Raw genomic sequence first — 17,481 nt, forward strand, 5'->3', positions numbered from 1 at the left:
TTGCGGGCGTACCGGTGGGCGGGCGCGGTCCGGTCGGCGCGTGGGCTCAGGCCGGGTCCTGGGCGGCGCCGGCGGACTCGGCCGCGGCCACCAGCCGCTGGAGTTCGGCGAGGTGGGCGGCCAGCGCCTTGCGGCCGGCCTTGGTGGCGCCGAGCCAGGTCCGCGGACGCTTGCCGACGTACCCCTTCTTCACCACCACGTATCCGGCGTCCTCCAGGGCGGCTGCCGCCTTGCTGAGCGTCGAGTCGGAGACCTCGCAGTGGTCCCGGACGGTGGCGAACTCGGCCTCGGTGCAGGCGCTCAGGAAGGCCAGCACGATCAGCCGGGTCGGGTGCTGGAGCAGCGGGTCGAGCGCGGCCGGCATCAGCGGGCCGCCGGCATCCGGCGGATCGACGCGGTGAGCCGGTCCGTGGCCACCCAGAAGGCCGCGCCCGCCGCCAAGCCCGCCGCCGCGCCCATCCAGCGCGCACCGCCGCCCGCCAGCCAGGCGAGCAGCAGGGCGGCCAGGCCCACCAGGATCACCGCGAGGACGGCCAGGACCACTGGCCGACCGATGCCGGGCGCCATGCGGTGCACGATGCCGCCCTGGTTCACGGCGACCCGGGCCAGCGCGCCCGTCAGGGCGGCGAAGAGCGCCCCGAACAGCCCGCCCAGCCAGCCCATCCCGGCTCCGATCGCCTGTCCGACGCCGGTGCCGTAGACGGTGAACGCCACCGCGAAGGCCGGTCCGTACCAGCCGGGAAGGCGGCCCGGTGCCTGGGCGGCGGCCCTGGCCCGGTCGGCCAGGCGCAGCGCCTCGGCGGCGGGCAGGTCGGCGGCGGACGGGTCGGCGGGTTCGGCGGCGTTCATGGATCCCCCTGGAGTGCCCGGGGCCCCCGTGGGCGCCCCGGCGTGGCTGGTACTTCCACTATGGCATCTACTTTCCGATGTGGAAAGTACTTTCGAGGGCCGATGACTCAGCAGCGGGCGTCGATCTCCAGGAAGGAGCCGTAGTGGTCGGCCGTCCAGTACTGCTCCCCGGTACCGCCGGTGACGACGCGTCGGGCGCCGCGGTCGCCGGAGCCCGGGGTCACGACGGTGTACTCGTGGTAGTAGCCGGAGGCCTTGCGCGGGAGGCGGTTCTCCCGGTTCTCGAAGACGATGCCGTCCGAGCGGTACGGGTAGGGGCCGCCCTTGGCGATCAGGCCGAGGGTGTCGACGGCCTGGGCGGGCAGCTTGGTGCGGCAGACGTCGGCCAGCGCGGCGTCGGTGGGCACCCAGCCGCCGGCCGGGGGCGGAGTGGTGCCGGCGGGCGGGGAGGACTTCGGAGCGGAGGGCTTCGGGCCGGTGGCGCTCGCTCCGGTGGAGGCGGCGGCGGTGGCTTTCGGGCTGTCCGCCCCGTCGTTCGAGAGCTGGCACCCGGCGAGCGCGGCGAGCGCGCAGAGGAGGACGGCCACCAGGGTGAACAGGCGGTTCTTGCTGGTCATGCGCTCCAGCTTGGCAGCCGGCCGGGCCGTGGCCGGCCAGCCACACGCGTGGCCGCGGCCACACCCGCGGCCGCCCGTCGGGTGCGACGGGCGGGCGGCGCGGGTGGGCGGCGCGGGTGGGCAGAGGAACGGCATGGCGGACCGGACGGGCAGACCCGGGCGGCCGGGCGGGCAGACCTTCGGGCAGAGTCCCCGCGGTTGCCCGCCGTTGCCCGCCGTTCCCCGCGGGTCTTCCGCACAGACAGACGAGCGGGGCGGGAACGGACGCCATTGTCCGTTCCCGCCCCGCTCGCGTTACGTACGCCGGTTCTCCTGCGCCGAGCTCCGGTGTACGCCCTCCCCGGTGGGAGGGGGTGCGGTCAGCGACCGCGTCGGCGGCGCCCCGGCCGATGCCTGGCCGGGGCTCCGCGTCAGCGCGAGTCGCTGCCCGCCGTCTCGATGGCGGCGCGGCCTGCCTCCAGGCGCGCCACCGGGATCCGGAAGGGGGAGCAGGAGACGTAGTCCAGCCCCACCTCGTGGAAGAAGTGCACCGACTCCGGGTCGCCGCCGTGCTCGCCGCAGACGCCCAGCTTGAGGTCGGGGCGGGTGGCCCGGCCGGCCTCGACGGCGTGCTTGACCAGCGCGCCGACACCGTCGCGGTCGATGGTCTCGAACGGGGAGACCCCGAAGATGCCCTTCTCCAGGTAGGCCGTGAAGAACGAGGCCTCCACGTCGTCCCGGGAGAAGCCCCAGACCGTCTGGGTGAGGTCGTTGGTGCCGAAGGAGAAGAACTCGGCGGCCTCGGCGATCTGGCCGGCCGTCAGGGCGGCCCGGGGCAGCTCGATCATGGTGCCGAGCTTGATGTCCAGCTGGACGCCGGTGGACTGGGCGACCTCGGCCAGCACGCGATCGCACTCGTCGCGAACCAGCTCCAGCTCCTGGACGGTGCCGACCAGCGGGATCATCACCTCGGGGCGGGGGTCCCCGCCGGCCAGCTTGCGCTCGGCGGCGGCCTCGGCGATGGCCCGCACCTGCATGCCGAACAGGCCGGGGATGACCAGGCCGAGGCGGACGCCGCGCAGGCCGAGCATCGGGTTCTGCTCGTGCAGCTTGTGCACCGCCTGGAGCAGTCGCAGGTCGTTCTCGTTCGGGTCCTTGCGGGCCTCGGCGAGGGCGACGCGCACCGAGAGCTCGGTGATGTCCGGCAGGAACTCGTGCAGCGGCGGGTCGAGCAGGCGAACGGTGACGGGCAGCCCGTCCATCGCCTGGAAGAGCTCCAGGAAGTCGCCCTTCTGCAGCGGCAGCAGGGTGGAGAGCGCGGTCTCGCGGTCCTTGTCGTTGTCCGCCAGGATCAGGTGCTCGACCTCCTTGCGGCGCTCCTCGCCGAGGAACATGTGCTCGGTGCGGCAGAGGCCGATGCCCTGGGCGCCGTAGCGACGGGCGCGGCCGCCGTCCTCGGAGTTGTCGGCGTTGGCCCGCACGGCCAGCCGGCGGCGGCCGTCGGCGTGCGACATCAGCCGGTGCACGGCCTGGACGAGACCGCCCTGGACGTCGGCGCCGGCGTGCAGGGTGCCCTCGAAGTACTCGACCACCGGGGACGGCAGGACGGGTACCTCGCCCAGGTAGACCTTGCCGCTCGCACCGTCGATGGAGACGATGTCGCCCTCTTCCAGCACCAGGCCGTCGGAGGTGGTCATCCGGCGGCGCTTGGTGTCGACCTCCAGCTCCTCGGCACCGCAGACACAGGTCTTGCCCATGCCGCGGGCGACGACGGCGGCGTGCGAGGTCTTGCCGCCGCGCGAGGTGAGGATGCCCTCGGCGGCGATCATGCCGTCCAGGTCGTCCGGGTTGGTCTCGCGGCGGACCAGGATGACCTTCTCGCCGGACCGGGACCACTTGACGGCGGTGTAGGAGTCGAAGACCACCTTGCCGATCGCGGCGCCGGGCGAGGCGGCCAGGCCCCAGGCGATCTGCTTGGACTCGGCGTTCGGCGCGAAGCGCGGGAACATCAGCTGGGAGAGCTGACCGCCGGTGACCCGCATCAGGGCCTCGTCCAGGTCGATCAGGCCCTGGTCGACCAGCTGGACGGCGATCCGGAAGGCGGCGGCGGCGGTGCGCTTGCCGACCCGGGTCTGGAGCATCCAGAGCTTGCCGCGCTCGATGGTGAACTCGATGTCGCAGAGGTCGCGGTAGTGGTTCTCGAGCTTCTGCATGATCGTCATCAGCTCGTCGTACGACTTCTTGTCGAGCTGTTCGAGATCGGCGAGCGGCAGGGTGTTGCGGATGCCGGCGACGACGTCCTCGCCCTGGGCGTTGGAGAGGTAGTCGCCGTAGACGCCGACGGCGCCCGTGGAGGGGTCGCGGGTGAAGGCGACACCGGTGCCGGAGTCCTCGCCGAGGTTGCCGAACACCATGGAACAGACGTTGACGGCGGTGCCCAGGTCGTTCGGGATGCGCTCCTGGCGGCGGTAGAGCCGCGCGCGGTCGCCGTTCCAGGAGTGGAAGACGGCGTGGATGGCGAGGTCCATCTGCTCGCGCGGGTCCTGCGGGAAGGCCCGGCCGGTCTCGCGCTGGACGATGCCCTTGAACACCTCGACCAGTTCCTGGAGGTCGGAAGCGTCCAGGTCCAGGTCGTTGACAGTGCCCTTGGCGTGCTTGGCCTCGTCCAGGGCCTCCTCGAACAGCTCGCCGTCGACGCCCAGCACGGTCTTGCCGAACATCTGGACCAGGCGGCGGTAGGAGTCCCAGGCGAAACGCTCGTTGCCGGACTGCGCGACCAGACCGACCACCGAGGTGTCGGAGAGGCCGATGTTCAGGACGGTGTCCATCATGCCGGGCATGGAGAACTTGGCCCCGGACCGGACCGAGACCAGCAGCGGGTCGTCGGCCTGACCGAGCTGCTTGCCCATCTCCTGCTCAAGGGCGTCCAGGTGGGCGCTGATCTCCTTGTGGAGGGAGGCGGGCTCGCTGCCGGTCTCCAGGAAGACCTTGCAGGCCTCGGTGGTGATGGTGAACCCCGGAGGGACGGGGAGGCCCAGGTTGGTCATCTCGGCCAGGTTCGCGCCCTTGCCGCCGAGAAGATCCTTGAGGTCCTTGTTTCCTTCGGTGAAGGAGTAAACAAACTTCTGCTGGGACGGCACGGGTCGGTCTCCTCGCACACGGTTGCCCTGACGCCGGAGAACATACCCATTTCGAAGGCGCTTCTGCGCCGCCAATAGGCCGTATGAGGCCGGTACCCAGTGGTAACCCAACAGATCGAATGCACGTAAAGGCGTTCACCTCTGTTGGTGAAATCGTCCGGATGACGCGAGCATTCCTTCAAGTCTTGAACTCAAGGAAACAGGAAGATCACACGAGAGGGACGCAGGGTAGCGGTCGACGGTCCAGCGCGTTGCCCCGGCTTGATTTCCTGCACCCCGAGCACCCGATCCCGCGCCACCCCCTTCGGGAAGCGATTCCCTGCCGACCTGTCCATTTCGTCACCTGAAGGGCCGTCAGTCGCCACCGTATGTGGCAAGCGTCACGGACGCATCTCGCCCGTCGGGCGTAGGTCTCCTCGGCCGATCGTCGCACTGCGTCCGGATTCGTGCTCTTTCCGTGATACTCGTACACCAAAAAGGAGCCCTCTTGTCCAGATGGGACAAGAGGGCTGGGACGCGGTGGCAAGGGGTCGCTGAGCGCCATTTTTGCCGAAGCGGCCAGATCAACCGCCAGAGGTGTCCGATTCGGCGTCTGCACTGGGAAGAGCGCAGTCATACGGATCGTCCAACCAGCCTTCCGGGAGAACCACCCGGTTGTTGCCGCTCGTACGCCCGCGCGGCCCGTCCGCGCCGGCCGGCCAGAGCTGCGACTGCTCCACCATGGACAGGGTTTCGGCCAATTCGGCCAAGGAGGAGGAGTTCGCCAGCTTCACCCGCAGCTCGGAGCCGACCGAGAAGCCCTTGGTGTACCAGGCGACGTGCTTGCGGAAGTCGATCACGCCGCGGGTCTCGTCCCCCAGCCACTCCCCGAGCAGCTGCGCGTGGCGCACCATCGCCCGCGCCACGTCGGCGAAGCTCGGGCGGGCGTAGTCGACCTCGCCCTCGAAGATCGAGACCAGGTCCTTGAACAGCCACGGCCGGCCGAGGCAGCCGCGCCCGACCACCACCCCGTCGCAGCCGGTCTCGCGCATCATCCGCACCGCGTCGTCCGCCGACCAGATGTCGCCGTTGCCGAGCACCGGGATGTGCGCCGGGACGGACTCGCGCAGCCGGGCGATCGCCGACCAGTCCGCCGTGCCCCCGTAGTGCTGGGCGGCGGTGCGCCCGTGCAGGGCGATGGCGGCCACGCCCTCCTCGGCGCCGATCCGGCCCGCGTCCAGGTAGGTGAGGTGGTCGTCGTCGATGCCCTTGCGCATCTTCATGGTGACCGGGAGGTCCCCCGCGTTCGCCACGGCCTCGCGCAACAGCTCGCGGAGCAGGTTGCGCTTGTACGGCAGCGCCGAGCCGCCGCCCTTGCGGGTCACCTTGGGGACGGGGCAGCCGAAGTTGAGGTCGATGTGGTCGGCCAGGCCCTCGTCGGCGATCATCCGGGCGGCCTTGCCGACGGTCACCGGGTCCACTCCGTACAGCTGGATCGAGCGCGGCTTCTCGCTCGCGTCGAACTTGATCAGCTGCATGGTCTTGGCGTTGCGCTCGACCAGGGCCCGGGTGGTGATCATCTCGCTCACGTACAGGCCCTTGCCGCCGCTCTGCTCGCGGCAGAGGGTGCGGAAGGGCGCGTTGGTGATGCCGGCCATGGGTGCCAGGACGACCGGCGGCCACACCCGCATCGGGCCGATCGTCAGCGGCGCGAACTCGGAGCTGGTCGCGGGCGCGGGGGCGGCCGCGGGCTCGCCGGCGGCCGCGTTCGCGGCGGCGGGTGCCGTGGCGGGCGCGGGCGCGGATGCCGGGGCGGACGCGGTGGTGTCGAGCGTGGCTGTCATGCGCGGCTGACCTCGTGGACGGGGGCTCGGGACTCTTCATTGTCCCCCACCGCGCGCCGGGGCCGGTCGGCGCTGCTCACCGGGCCCTTCCGGGGGCCGGGCGGTGGGCCTTTGGCCGTTGGCCTTCGTCCGTGGGCCCGCCTCCGTCGGCCCTTGTCCGTTGGCCCGCGTCCATTGGCCCTTGTCCGTTGGCCCACGTCCGTCGGCCCTTGTCCGTCAGCCCGCCGCGGTGACGATGCGCACCGAACCCGACGTAGTCACCACCCGGACGGTGTCGGAGCTGGTGGAGTCGGCCAGCTCGGGGTCGATGTGGCGGTCGCCCGGACCGGCGGCGCCGCTGAAGTCGAAGGCGTACCGGGAGCCCTTCGGGAGTCCGATCGCCACCGACCCGGAGGTGGCACCGGCGTCCACCAGCTGCGGCGGCCGCACGAAGCCCAGGTCGATCTCCCCGGAGAAGGCCCTCACCTCCACCCGCGGCGACCCGAGGCCGGCGGCCTTCAGCTCCCCGGAGGTGGTGCGTGCGTACAGCTGTCCGGAGAGCCCGGTCAGCCGGATCGCGCCCGAGGTCGCGGTGAGCCGGACGTCCCCGGTGAGGTCCCGGACCTCCAGGGCACCGGACGTCCCCCCGCCGGACACCGAGGCCGCGGCCGGTACCTCCAGATCGATCGAGGCGCCGCAGCCGACGTCCACCGCCGGCAGCAGCTGGTTGCAGCGCATCCGGACGGTGAGGACATCCCCCTGGAAGATCGCCGAGACCGTGGGCTTGCGGACCGTCCAGTCCAGGTACTGCCTCATCGTCACCCGTCCGGGGACGCCCGGCTTGATCCGGACCTCCGCCGTCCCGGTGTCCAGCTCCACCCTGGTCACCGCGACCTGGTAGGAGTGCTCGGACACCGCCTTCTGCTGCACCACCACCGCCCAGGTCTGCACGGCGCCGAACAGCATGGCGAAGGCCAGCGTGAGCGTCCCGGTGATCTGCCAGGCCCGACGTGCGCCCACGGCTACCCGACCTCCAGGAACCGCAGCACCGCGAGCACCCGGCGGTGGCTGTTGTCGGCCGGCGGCAGTTCGAGCTTGGTGAAGATCGAGTTGATGTGCTTCGCCACGGCGCTGTCGCTGACCACCAGGGCGGCGGCGATCGCCGCGTTGGAGCGGCCCTCCGCCATCAGGCCGAGCACGTCCCGCTCGCGCGGGGTCAGCTTCTCCAGCGGATCGCGGTGGCGGCGGACCAGCAGCTGGGCGACCACCTCCGGGTCCAGCGCGGTGCCGCCCTCGGCCACCCGCTGGAGGGCGTCCACGAAGTCGTCCACGTTGGCCACCCGCTGCTTGAGCAGGTAGCCCACCCCACTGGTGTTCGTGGCCAGCAGATCGGCCGCGTACCGCTCCTCGACGTACTGCGAGAGCAGCAGCACCGCGACCTCCGGCCACTGCCGGCGGATCATCAGTGCGGCCCGGACGCCCTCGTCGGTGTAGTCGGGCGGCATCCGGACGTCCGCCACCACCACCGCCGGACGGTGCTCCTCGACGGCGGCGAGCAGCGCCTCGGCGTCCCCGACCGCGGCCGCCACCTCGAAGCCCACGGCCTCCAGGACCTTGACCAGACCGACCCTCAGCAGGACCGAGTCCTCGGCGATCACAGCACGCACGGCAACTCCACGGTGATGGTGGTGGGGCCCCCGAGGGGGCTCAGAACGGACAGCGTGCCGTCGACCGAGGCGGCGCGCTTGCGCAGCCCGGTCAGGCCGGTGCCGCGCGCGGCGTCCGCGCCGCCGACACCGTCGTCGCTGACGACCAGGCGCAGCCGGCCGCCCGCCGTCCGCACCGAGAGGTCGACCCGGGAGGCACGGGCGTGCTTGGCGACGTTGGTCAGCGCCTCGGAGACGGTGAAGTAGGCGACCGCCTCGACGGTCGGGGCGACCGGCTCGGTCAGGGCGACGTCGACGCGCACCGGCAGCGGCGAGCGGGCGGCGATGCCGGACAGCGCCGCGTCCAGGCCGCGGTCCTCCAGAACGGCGGGGTGCAGGCCGCGCACGAGGTCCCGCAGTTCGTCGATGGCGGCCTGGGCCTCCTCGTGCGCGTCCACTATCACCTGCATGACCTCGGGCGGGGCGTGTTTGAGGGTGCGCCGGGCCAGGCCCAGGTTCATCGCCAGCGAGGTGAGCCGCTGCTGGGCGCCGTCGTGCAGGTCGCGCTCGATCCGGCGGCGCTCGGCGTCGACGGCGTCGACCAGGCCGGCCCGGCTCTCGGCGATCTCCTCGACCCGGCGCTCCAGGGCCTCCGCCCGGCCGGGGCCGAGCAGCCGCAGGGCCGTCCACTCCTCCAGCCGGGCCAGCAGGACCGTCGCCCACGGCAGGACGAGGAGCAGCAGCACGCCGCCCACGGTGACCGCGACGTCCAGCGTGACCAGCTGCCCGCGGACCGGGCTCGACGACGGCATCAGCCACGTCCAGCCGTAGACGGTGGCCATCACCAGGCCCGCGCCCCAGGCGTAGAGCAGCCCGACGGCGCCGAGCGCGAGCAGCGGGCCCGCGAGCAGGTGGTAGCCGACCTGACGCCAGCTCACCCCCGTGCGCAGCCCGGTCAGCGGACCGGCCGAGGTCCGGACCGGACGGAGCAGCGGCGGCACCTCGACCCCGCGCAGGGCGCGCAACCGGCCGCGCTGGGCCGTCGTCAGCAGGCGCATGCCGGCCAGGCTCAGGCCGAGGACCAGCAGGAACACCTTGAGGTAGAGGACGGCCAGCCAGATCGGCGCGGCCAGTGGGACGCCGGCGGCTATGAACCGGGTGTCGCGCCAGACGGCCGCCCACAGCGGCCGCCCGACGCTCCTGGCGAGCGCACGGCGCAGCGGGGTGGAGGGCATGACGGACAGCGTAGGGCGCGAAGATCGACGGCCGCCATGAAGGGGAGTGGAGACCTGGGGTGTAGCTGGGTACACCCCTGATTCGGTGTGGTGCACTACCGACAGCGAGCGCCGTCCACGGAAGTCTTGACGGCATGACGAGCACTCCTTCGCACTCCACCACCGCGCCGCACCTGCGGCCCGCCGCCGGTCTCGGCGACGCCGGCGCCGCGTGGGCGCGGCCGGTCGGCCCGCTCGGGTCGGCGGGCCCGCTCGGGCTGCTCGGGCCCTGGTCGGTGCGGGGCGTCCCGGCGTCCCGGGGGCGGGCCGCGCTGGAGGTGTACGAGCACGGCGAGTTGGTCGACGTCGTGGTCGCGGCCCGGCTCGCCCCGGAGCTGCTGCGCGGCGCCCGGCGGTGCCCGGCCATCGGCGCGCGGGAGTCGTACGGGCTGGTCTGGGGCCGGCTGCCGCAGGGCGGCCCGGTGCCCGCCGTGGGCTTCACCGCCGGGCGGCTGCGCCGGGCGGTGCGGCGGGCCGGGGTGGTCGAGGCAACCGAGGTGGTCACGGTGGCCGGGGAGTTCTGGCTCGCCTGGGCGCGGGGCCCGTTCGGCGGCGTCCTGGTGGAGCACCCGACCGGCCGGGTGCGGCGGTCGCTGGAGCGGGTCCGCACGCCCGGCCGGAGCGCACGGTGAGCGCCGCTGTCCTGCCGGGAGCCTGGCCGACGTCGTTCACCTGGCCGGCTCCGCGCATCCGGCCGAGCCGGCCGACCGCCCCGGCGCTGCCCGGCTGGGCTCCGCAGGTGCCCGCCCTGGCGGCGCTGGCCCTGCTGCCCTGGCTGGCCGTGCTGGTGCTCTGCCACGAGACCGTCTGGGTCGTCCTCGACCTGGGCGAGCTGAGCGCCCTGCTCTGGCTGGACGCGCTGCTGCGCCGCCGCAGTCCGGCCGCGCTCGGGCCCGCCTGCGTGGTGGCGCTGCTGCTCGCGGGCGACGCCCTGGCCGACGTCGGCACCGCCGGACGCGGGCTGCCGCTGCTCGCCGCCCTGGTGATGGCCTGCGGTGTCGAGCTGCCGCTGGCCGTCCTCTGCCTGGCGCTCGGTCGGGGCGCGGCGGCTGCCGAGCCGGTGTCGGGGCCGGTACCGGGCGCGACGGGCCGGCTCGGCGGCGGCCGGGCCCGACGGGCGGTACGACGGGTGGTCCGACGGCCGTCCGGGTCAGAGGCCGTCCGCCATGAGGGCCATCCGTGCCCGGGTCTCCTCGTCCCTGGGGGTGTAGGCGATCAGGCGGGTGCTGGGGCGGGGCCCGAGCCAGAAGCTCGTGTAGTCGCAGTGCAGCAGCCCGACCCCCGGGATGAGGAACTGCTTGAGTCCGTTGCCGGGCCGCTGGACGTCGTGCCGCTGCCAGGCCGCCTCGAAGTCCGGCGAGGCCTTGCGCAGCCGGGCGAGCAGTGCCTTCCAGGCCGGTTCGGCGGTGTGGTCCGCCATGCCCGACCGGAACCGGGCCACCATTCCCTCGCGCTCCTGCTCGTGGTTCACCAGCACGTCCCGGAAGCGCGACGGTGTGAACGCCATCCAGACCAGGTTCCGCTCCTCGAACGGCAACTCGTCGACGTTCCCGACCAGGTGGGTGTAGGAGGGGTTGTGCGCCAGGATGTCGTACCGGGCGTTGATCACCGCCGCCGGCATCGGCGCCATCTGCTCCAGCACCAGCCGCACCGCCGGGGTCACCGTCGGGCACTCCAGCACCGGAGCGGGGTCCTCGGCGGCCGCCAGGGCGAACAGGTGCGACCGCTCGGCCGGATCGAGCCGCAGTGCACGGGCGACGGCGTCCAGTACCTGGGTGGAGACCTGGATGTCCCGGCCCTGCTCCAGCCACGTGTACCAGGTGACCCCCACGGCGGCGAGCTGCGCGAGCTCCTCGCGGCGCAGCCCCGGCGTCCGGCGGCGGCCGGTCGTCGGCAGGCCCACCTGCTCCGGTGCGATCCGCTCGCGGCGGCTGCGCAGGAACGCCGCCAGCTCGTGCCGTCGGGCCTCGGCGGCGAGCGGGGTCGACGGAGCGGCTGCGGGGCTCGCGGTCGCGGTCGACCCGGCGGACGCGGTGGTGCTTCGGACGGACGCGGTGGTCAGGCTCATGGACTCAGCATGCGCCATGCGGGAGCCGGGTGCCAGGTACTTCTGATACCTGGATAAGCACACTCTGGTACCAGGTTGTCGGACGGAAGATCGTATGACCCGTGACCCAACAACTCGCCGTCGCCACGACCACCACCACTGCCGCGTCAGCCCGCCCCACCGGCTCCACCACGGCCGGTACCACCACCGGTAGCACCACCGCCTCTGCCGCCTCCGGCACCAGCTCGCCGAGCACCGCTTCGATCGGCACCGCTTCGATCGGCACCGCCGGGCTGGTCACCGTACTGCTCGGGGCGTTCCTGCCGATGCTCGACTTCTTCATCGTCAACGTCGCCCTGCCCACCATCGACCGCGACCTCGCCGCCGGCCCCGCCGTGCTGGAGCTGGTCGCCGCCGGGTACGGCATCGCGTTCGCCGTCCTGCTCGTCCTCGGCGGCCGGCTCGGCGACATCTTCGGCCGCCGACGGCTCTTCGTGGTCGGCGCCGCCGCGTTCGCCCTCACCTCGCTCGCCTGCGGGCTAGCTCCCGGGGCCTGGTCGCTGGTCGCCGCCCGCGCCGCCCAGGGCGCCTCGGCTGCCCTGATCGTCCCCCAGGTCCTCGGCACCATCACCGCCGCCACCCACGGCGCCCGCCGCGCCCACGCGCTCAGCGTCTACGGCGCGGTCGCCGGGATCTCGGTGGTGGTCGGCCAGGTGCTCGGCGGGATGCTGGTCGCCGCCGACGTCCTCGGCACCGGCTGGCGCTCGGTCTTCCTGCTGAACGTCCCGTTCGCCCTGCTCGCCCTCGTCCTCGCCCTCCGGTACGTGCCGGAGAGCCGCTCCCCGCAGGCCGCCCGGGTGGACGTCCTGGGCACCCTGCTGCTCACCGCGACCATGCTCGCCCTGCTCGTCCCGCTGATGGAGGGCCGCGCCGCCGGCTGGCCGCTCTGGTCCTGGGTGCTGCTCGCGCTCTCCCCGGTGTTCGCGGTCGCCTTCGCCCTGGTCGAGACCCGCGCCGAACGCCGGGGCGCCACCCCGCTGGTGCCGCCCAGCCTGCTGCGGATCCCCGAGATGCGGCGCGGGCTCGGCATCGCCCTCCCCTACTTCGGCGGCTTCGGCGGCTTCATGTTCGTGATCGCGATCGCCCTCCAGCAGGGCCTGCGGCTCGGCCCGGTGGCGGCCGGCTGGGCGCTCGTCCCGATGGCCGTCGGCTACTTCGGGGCCTCGCTCGCCGGCCCCCGGCTGATCGGCCGCTTCGGCAGCCGGGTACTGACCGCCGGCGCCGTCGTCCAGGCGCTCGGCCTGGCCGCCCTGATCCTGACGGTGCTCGCCGACTGGTCGCACTTCTCCCCGCTGCGGATGGCCCCCGGGGTCGCGCTCGCGGGCATCGGGCAGGGCCTGATCGGCACCCCGCTGTTCCGGGTGGTCCTCTCCAAGGTCCCCGCCGACCGCGCGGGCGTCGGCAGCGGCGTCCTCGCCACCAGCCAGCAGTCCAGCCTGGCCCTCGGCGTGGCCACCCTCGGCAGCCTCTACCTGGCCCTCGCCCCGACCGTGGGCATGGACCGCGCGCTGGCCCTCTGCCTCGCCGTCCAACTGCTCGGCTCCTTCAGCATCCTGTACCTGACCACCCGGCTCCCCCGCTCCATCGGGTGACCCCGGACGGCCGGGTCACGACCGGCTCCCGCACAGCCCGCGCGCCCGCCCGCGAAGTCGCGGTCGGGCGCGCTCGGGTGCGCGGGGCGTCGTCAGCCGGCCCCGGCGACGGTCAGCCGGCACTGGCCGTCCGCCGTGCAGGAGCGCTCCAGGCGGCCCCGCGAGACGGTCTGGATCAGCCCGATCGTCCAGCACATCGGGCATCCGCGCAGGGCGAGCACGCCGATCGGGAGGAGCAGCAGCGCGGCCGGCCCCACCACCGGGAGCAGCGCGAAGGCGCCGATCAGGCCGCCGAACCCCACCGCGCCGCGCACCAGGTGGCGGGGCAGGGACGCACTCGCGAAGTCGGGTCGATCACTCATCGATGCCTCCAAGGACGGTCTCGGGTGCGGCCCGCAGCTCGCAGCGGACGGCCGATCGCGCCCGGTGCAGTCGTGACTTCATCGCCGCGCCGCTCAGCCCCAGCGCGTCGGCGACCGTCCGCCCGTCGAGGCCCTGGATGTCCCGCATGACCAGCACCCGCCGCTGGTCGGCCGGGAGCGCGGCGATCGCCGCCGCCACCCGCCCGGCCTCCAGGCGTCGCAGCACCTCCTCCTCGGCCGACAGCACGGTGTCGTCCCCCGACGGCGCGGGGTCGCGCCGCAGTACCCGCGCCCGGCGCAGGCACTCGTTGCGCACGATGCGGAACATCCACGACGCCAGCGCACCGGAGGCCCGCAGCATCCCGATCTTGCGGTACAGGATGATCAGCGCCTCCTGCGCCGCGTCCTCGGCATCCTCCGGCGAGGCGCACAACGTCCGGGCGAACCGCCGCACATGCGGGTGCGCCCCCGACACCAGCGCGGCGATCGAGTCGACGTCCCCCCGCTGCGCCGCGTGGACCAGGCGCTCCCCCGGCCAGCCCCCCGCGTCAGCCACGGCCCCGCCCCCGCTTCCTCATCACGACCACGGTGCAGGTGCACAGCAGCAACAGCGCGACAGCCACGGCGATGCCAACGATCACGAGAACCTCCCAGTCCGGTCCGACCCTTTCGTCGGAGACATTCATAAGAGGCACACCCCCGCGCAAAGGATTCAGCCCCATTCCCGGAGCCGGTCACGGGCGGACCGCCCCGATCAAATCACTGGCACCACGGGCCCCTTTACGTCAGGATGACGATATGAGCAGCATGGAGCAGGGGAACCCCCTCGACACCCGCAACCGGGCCGAGCTGGTGGCGGCCGTCGCCTCCGGCGCCGAGCCGAAGTGGCTGATGTTCTGGGGGCATCAGCCGCAGCAGGACGGTTCGGTCGGTCAGGGGGCGCTGAGCCAGTGGTGGCCGTCCCCCTTCACCGTGGACGGCGTGACGTACGCGAGCGCCGAGCACTGGATGATGGCCGGGAAGGCCCGGCTGTTCGGCGACGAGGCGATCGTGCCGCGGATCCTCGCCGCCCGGACCCCGGCCGAGGCGAAGAAGCTGGGGCGCCAGGTGCGGGGGTTCAACGAACCCACCTGGGCCGCCGGGCGGTTCGAGCTGGTGGTGACGGGCAATGTCGCCAAGTTCGGGCAGGACGACGCCCTCCGCGACTACCTCCTCGGCACCCGGCAGCGCGTGCTGGTCGAGGCCAGCCCGGTGGACCGGCTCTGGGGCATCGGTCTCGCCGCCGACGACGAACGGGCCGCACGACCGGCCGACTGGCGCGGGGAGAACCTGCTCGGCTTCGCCCTGATGGAGGCCCGCACCCGGCTGGCCCGGTGAGCATCGCGAGCGCCACGAGCAGGACGGGCATGACGAGCACGACGAGCGCCACGAGCGCCACGAGCGCCACAAGCACGACGAGCCGGAAAAGCGCGACCGGCCGGAGGAGCCGATGAGCACGATCGCCCCGGCCCTGGACGCCACGGCGGTGCTGTCGGTGGGCGCCGCGCTCGCCCTCACCCCGAGGGTGCTGCGGCGGGAGGTCCGGCCCGGGCGCGGGGGAGCGCCCGGGCCGGAGGCGTTGCTCGCCGCCGTCGTGGCGCTGATCCTCCTCAACCAACTGGCCTTCGCCGTCTACGTCCAGCGCGTGCACGACGGCAGCACCGCGTTCGTCGCGCGCTACCTGCCCCCCGGATGGTTCGCCGTGCCCCGCGGCAACCCGTTCGTCGACTGGGTCGCCGCCCACACGCCCGCACCCGAGCTGCTCGCGCCGTCCGTGCTGCGCGTCCAGGCCTTCCTCGAACTCCCGCTCGTCCTGCTGGCCTTCCTCGCCGTGGTGCGCCGGCTCGACCGGCAGCTGTACGTCCGGGTGGCCCGCTCACCGCTGCTCCCGCTCGCCGCCGCCTCGTACACCGTCGCGTTCTGCGCGGTGGAGTGGGAGCTGCGCAACCCGTACACGGTGGACGACCTGGTCATCCGGGTCGTGTCGGCGCTGGTCACCGCGCCGCTGCTCGCCCGGATCGCGGGGCGGGAGGCGGACACCGCGCCCCGCTCCCCCGGGCCGCTCGTCCTCGCGGTCGAGCTGTGGGCCTTCGGCTCCCTGATGCTGGCCCTCTACGACACCGTGCTGCTCTACAACCTCTCCCGGCTCGGCGAACGGCTCACGGGCGTGATCACCGCGGTCGCCGTGCTCGGCGCGACCCGCGTCCTGGCGGCGAAACGGCCCGGCGCCCCGGCCGGTCCCCGCGTGGCCGCGCTCACGGACTCCCTCGGCCGGGGCCTCGCGCTGTTCCTCGTCCCCGCCCTCGCCCTCCGGTACGCCGGGGGCTTCGGCACGCCCCGGCTGGCCGCCGCGGCGGGCGCCGCGGTGCTGATCGCCGCCGTCGGCCGGCGCGCGGGCCGGCTCGTCCTGCCCGCTGCCGTCGGCGCGGGGGCGGGATACCTGGCCGTCCGGTGGTCCACCGACCCGTACTTCGAGGCGGCTCTGCTCCGGGCGGCCGTCGTCGGCTTGCTCACCGCCGGTGCCGTCTGCGCGGTCCTGGACGGCAGTCGCAAACATTTCGACGCACTCCCGTAACTCTGTCGCCGTATATCGACGCCAGGATGACCCGCAGTCAGGGTCGAGATGGACAGGGTGCGGCGATCATGCGGATACGGCACACGGAACAACCCCCGGCTCAGCACAGCGGCGAGAGCGAACAGGACGCGCTCGACCTCCGTGCCGAGCTGGACGAATTACTGCGAGCCCGGCAGTACGCCAACCAGCGCGAACGACGGCTCGCCGAGGCCGTGCGGGCCGTCCCGGAGCGGCAGCGGCCGGACGCGGAACTGCTGCGGCAGCTGGCCCAGGCGCGGACGCTGCGCGAGGGGCTCGGCACCCGCTGCCTGGAGCTCAGCGAGCAGTTGACCGCGCTGGAGGACCGGCTGCGCCAGCCGCCGGTCCGCAATCCAGTGCCCCGGCAGCCCACCGGCGCCCGCTTCGGGGGCGTGCGGGGGGAGGAGGAAGGAGCGCACGCCCCGTCAGCGCGCCGAGCCGCTCCGCCGCCACCCGCCACCGGGGCCCGGTTCGGCGCCCCGCGGTCCCGCCCCGAGGAGGCCGGCGAACCGACCCCGCCCCGGACGGTCCCGGCGCCCCAGCCACCGCCCGCGCCCGAAGAGCCACCGGAGCCGCCCCGGCGCCGCTCCCCCGCCGAACTGACCGCCCTCGCCGAGCGGATCACCGCTCTGCACCGCCAGGGCGCCACCCAGGAGATCACCTCCCTGCTGGGCCAGGCCGCCGCCCTGCTCCTCCCGCTCGACACCGCCCGGCTGGCCGGTCTGCTCGCCCGCGGCGGCCCGCCCGACGCCTCCGTCCAGCTGGCCCGCGGCGCCGCGGCCGGCACTCCGACACAGGCCGCCAGCACCCTCGCCGAACTGCGCTCCGCCGGCCTGGCCCAGGAGGCGACCGAACTGTTCCACGCCCTCTGGGCCTACCCGGCCGACGCGCTGCCGGCCCTGCTGGTGGCCCTGGAACGGGCCGGCCAGCACGCGGACAGCGCCACCCTGCTCTGGGAGTGGGGCTCCGCGCCCACCGCCGAGCTGGCCGCCCTCGCGGCCGGGCTGGAGCGGGCCGGCCGCTCCGAGGACGCCCGGACGCTGCTGCGCCAGGCCGCCGGCCGGCCCGCCGCCGAGCTCACCGACCTGGCCGGCACCCTGCCGGAACCACTGTCCGGCGTCCTGCTGCGCGACCTCGCGGCGCTGCGCCCGCCGGCCGAGCTCGTCCGGCTCGCCACCGCGCTCGCCCCGCACCGGCGGCTCTACGACGGCCTGCTGGCCGCCCTCCTGGAGGACGAGGGCCGCCACCGCAGCACCCTCGCCTCGCTGCGCGGCGCCGGCCTGCCGACCGCCCCGGCCGGCCCGCCGCGCTCCCGCTGGGGCCGCCGGTAGGCCGGGGTCGGCGGGTTCGACGAGCCGGACGCGGGGAGCCCCCGCCCGCCGGAAGCTTGGGTTTTAAGGGTCGTTGCAACACCCCAGCTGAGGGGTTGCGATGGACTTCGAGATTCGTGGGGACCGGAAGCCGCAGGGGCCCAGGAAGCT

At 73.7% G+C, this 17,481-nt stretch carries 16 protein-coding genes; 5 read left to right on the forward strand and 11 right to left on the reverse strand.

Annotation, left to right across the window (positions count from 1 at the left end; genetic code table 11):
• Positions 1-46: 46 nt before the first annotated feature.
• The 8 genes from ABZ495_RS26820 to ABZ495_RS26855 all read right to left on the reverse strand — a co-directional run bounded on the left by ABZ495_RS26820 (position 47) and on the right by ABZ495_RS26855 (position 9,268).
• Complete coding sequence (locus tag ABZ495_RS26820) at positions 47-364, reverse strand: transcriptional regulator (protein WP_359838484.1); 318 nt, start codon at positions 362-364, stop codon at positions 47-49.
• Entirely contained in the window at positions 364-849 is a 486-nt protein-coding gene (locus ABZ495_RS26825; protein ID WP_359802947.1) for a hypothetical protein, read from the reverse strand. The genes ABZ495_RS26820 and ABZ495_RS26825 overlap by 1 nt, the downstream gene beginning before the upstream one ends.
• A gap of 107 nt (positions 850-956) precedes the next feature.
• Complete coding sequence (locus ABZ495_RS26830; RefSeq protein ID WP_359838486.1) at positions 957-1,466, reverse strand: ribonuclease; 510 nt, start codon at positions 1,464-1,466, stop codon at positions 957-959.
• Positions 1,467-1,876: 410 nt separating this feature from the next.
• On the reverse strand, positions 1,877-4,585 hold the full coding sequence (gene ppdK / locus ABZ495_RS26835; RefSeq protein ID WP_359802950.1) for a pyruvate, phosphate dikinase: 2,709 nt from the start codon (positions 4,583-4,585) through the stop codon (positions 1,877-1,879).
• Positions 4,586-5,148: 563 nt separating this feature from the next.
• A complete protein-coding gene (gene dusB, locus ABZ495_RS26840; RefSeq protein ID WP_329492091.1) occupies positions 5,149-6,255 on the reverse strand; it encodes a tRNA dihydrouridine synthase DusB in 1,107 nt (368 codons plus the stop codon).
• A gap of 369 nt (positions 6,256-6,624) precedes the next feature.
• On the reverse strand, positions 6,625-7,407 hold the full coding sequence (locus ABZ495_RS26845; protein ID WP_359802952.1) for a DUF4097 family beta strand repeat-containing protein: 783 nt from the start codon (positions 7,405-7,407) through the stop codon (positions 6,625-6,627).
• Between the two features lie 2 nt (positions 7,408-7,409).
• A complete protein-coding gene (locus tag ABZ495_RS26850; protein ID WP_352289806.1) occupies positions 7,410-8,054 on the reverse strand; it encodes a response regulator transcription factor in 645 nt (214 codons plus the stop codon).
• Positions 8,042-9,268 (reverse strand): histidine kinase, encoded by a 1,227-nt coding sequence (locus ABZ495_RS26855; RefSeq protein WP_359838488.1) that lies wholly within the window; start codon positions 9,266-9,268, stop codon positions 8,042-8,044. The genes ABZ495_RS26850 and ABZ495_RS26855 overlap by 13 nt, the downstream gene beginning before the upstream one ends.
• Before the next feature lie 134 nt (positions 9,269-9,402).
• Here ABZ495_RS26855 and ABZ495_RS26860 point away from each other — a divergent pair, with 134 nt between their 5' ends.
• A complete protein-coding gene (locus tag ABZ495_RS26860; RefSeq protein WP_359838490.1) occupies positions 9,403-9,939 on the forward strand; it encodes a hypothetical protein in 537 nt (178 codons plus the stop codon).
• A 518-nt stretch (positions 9,940-10,457) separates the two neighbouring features.
• On the opposite strand, the gene ABZ495_RS26865 is transcribed toward ABZ495_RS26860, so the two are convergent.
• Positions 10,458-11,375, reverse strand: coding sequence for a helix-turn-helix transcriptional regulator (locus ABZ495_RS26865; RefSeq protein ID WP_359838492.1), 918 nt, complete (start codon positions 11,373-11,375; stop codon positions 10,458-10,460).
• Between the two features lie 242 nt (positions 11,376-11,617).
• On the opposite strand from ABZ495_RS26865, the gene ABZ495_RS26870 reads away from it, so the two are divergent.
• Positions 11,618-13,006: an MFS transporter gene (locus tag ABZ495_RS26870; protein ID WP_359838498.1), complete on the forward strand. Its 1,389-nt coding sequence runs from the start codon at positions 11,618-11,620 to the stop codon at positions 13,004-13,006.
• Between the two features lie 92 nt (positions 13,007-13,098).
• On the opposite strand, the gene ABZ495_RS26875 is transcribed toward ABZ495_RS26870, so the two are convergent.
• Both ABZ495_RS26875 and ABZ495_RS26880 read right to left on the reverse strand, forming a co-directional pair.
• Entirely contained in the window at positions 13,099-13,368 is a 270-nt protein-coding gene (locus tag ABZ495_RS26875) for a hypothetical protein (RefSeq protein WP_359838493.1), read from the reverse strand.
• The gene (locus tag ABZ495_RS26880; protein ID WP_359838494.1) at positions 13,361-13,924 is read right to left on the reverse strand and encodes a sigma-70 family RNA polymerase sigma factor; all 564 of its coding nucleotides are present in this window, start codon (positions 13,922-13,924) and stop codon (positions 13,361-13,363) included. The genes ABZ495_RS26875 and ABZ495_RS26880 overlap by 8 nt, the downstream gene beginning before the upstream one ends.
• 335 nt (positions 13,925-14,259) lie before the next feature.
• Here ABZ495_RS26880 and ABZ495_RS26885 point away from each other — a divergent pair, with 335 nt between their 5' ends.
• The 3 genes from ABZ495_RS26885 (at position 14,260) to ABZ495_RS26895 (ending at position 17,331) form a co-directional block, all read left to right on the forward strand.
• Positions 14,260-14,745, forward strand: a complete 486-nt coding sequence (locus ABZ495_RS26885) for an NADAR family protein (RefSeq protein WP_359838499.1) — start codon at positions 14,260-14,262, stop codon at positions 14,743-14,745.
• Positions 14,746-14,857: 112 nt separating this feature from the next.
• The gene (locus tag ABZ495_RS26890) at positions 14,858-15,982 is read left to right on the forward strand and encodes a hypothetical protein (RefSeq protein WP_359838496.1); all 1,125 of its coding nucleotides are present in this window, start codon (positions 14,858-14,860) and stop codon (positions 15,980-15,982) included.
• Between the two features lie 68 nt (positions 15,983-16,050).
• Positions 16,051-17,331, forward strand: a complete 1,281-nt coding sequence (locus tag ABZ495_RS26895) for a hypothetical protein (RefSeq protein ID WP_359802964.1) — start codon at positions 16,051-16,053, stop codon at positions 17,329-17,331.
• The last annotated feature ends 150 nt before the right edge of the window (positions 17,332-17,481 follow it).

Origin of the sequence: Kitasatospora sp. NPDC005748, assembly GCF_040630735.1 — a bacterium.
Classification (GTDB): Bacteria; Actinomycetota; Actinomycetes; order Streptomycetales; family Streptomycetaceae; genus Kitasatospora.

What these genes read in the sequence shown, in the direction of transcription:
- ABZ495_RS26820 (WP_359838484.1), bottom strand. Translation starts at nt 364, where the DNA reads ATGCCGGCCGCGCTCGACCCGCTGCTCCAGCACCCGACCCGGCTGATC.
- ABZ495_RS26825 (WP_359802947.1), bottom strand. Translation starts at nt 849, where the DNA reads ATGAACGCCGCCGAACCCGCCGACCCGTCCGCCGCCGACCTGCCCGCC.
- ABZ495_RS26830 (WP_359838486.1), bottom strand. Translation starts at nt 1,466, where the DNA reads ATGACCAGCAAGAACCGCCTGTTCACCCTGGTGGCCGTCCTCCTCTGC.
- dusB (WP_329492091.1), bottom strand. Translation starts at nt 6,255, where the DNA reads ATGCGGGTGTGGCCGCCGGTCGTCCTGGCACCCATGGCCGGCATCACC.
- ABZ495_RS26855 (WP_359838488.1), bottom strand. Translation starts at nt 9,268, where the DNA reads ATGCCCTCCACCCCGCTGCGCCGTGCGCTCGCCAGGAGCGTCGGGCGG.
- ABZ495_RS26860 (WP_359838490.1), top strand. Translation starts at nt 9,403, where the DNA reads ATGACGAGCACTCCTTCGCACTCCACCACCGCGCCGCACCTGCGGCCC.
- ABZ495_RS26865 (WP_359838492.1), bottom strand. Translation starts at nt 11,375, where the DNA reads ATGAGCCTGACCACCGCGTCCGTCCGAAGCACCACCGCGTCCGCCGGG.
- ABZ495_RS26875 (WP_359838493.1), bottom strand. Translation starts at nt 13,368, where the DNA reads ATGAGTGATCGACCCGACTTCGCGAGTGCGTCCCTGCCCCGCCACCTG.
- ABZ495_RS26885 (WP_359838499.1), top strand. Translation starts at nt 14,260, where the DNA reads ATGTTCTGGGGGCATCAGCCGCAGCAGGACGGTTCGGTCGGTCAGGGG.
- ABZ495_RS26890 (WP_359838496.1), top strand. Translation starts at nt 14,858, where the DNA reads ATGAGCACGATCGCCCCGGCCCTGGACGCCACGGCGGTGCTGTCGGTG.
- ABZ495_RS26895 (WP_359802964.1), top strand. Translation starts at nt 16,051, where the DNA reads ATGCGGATACGGCACACGGAACAACCCCCGGCTCAGCACAGCGGCGAG.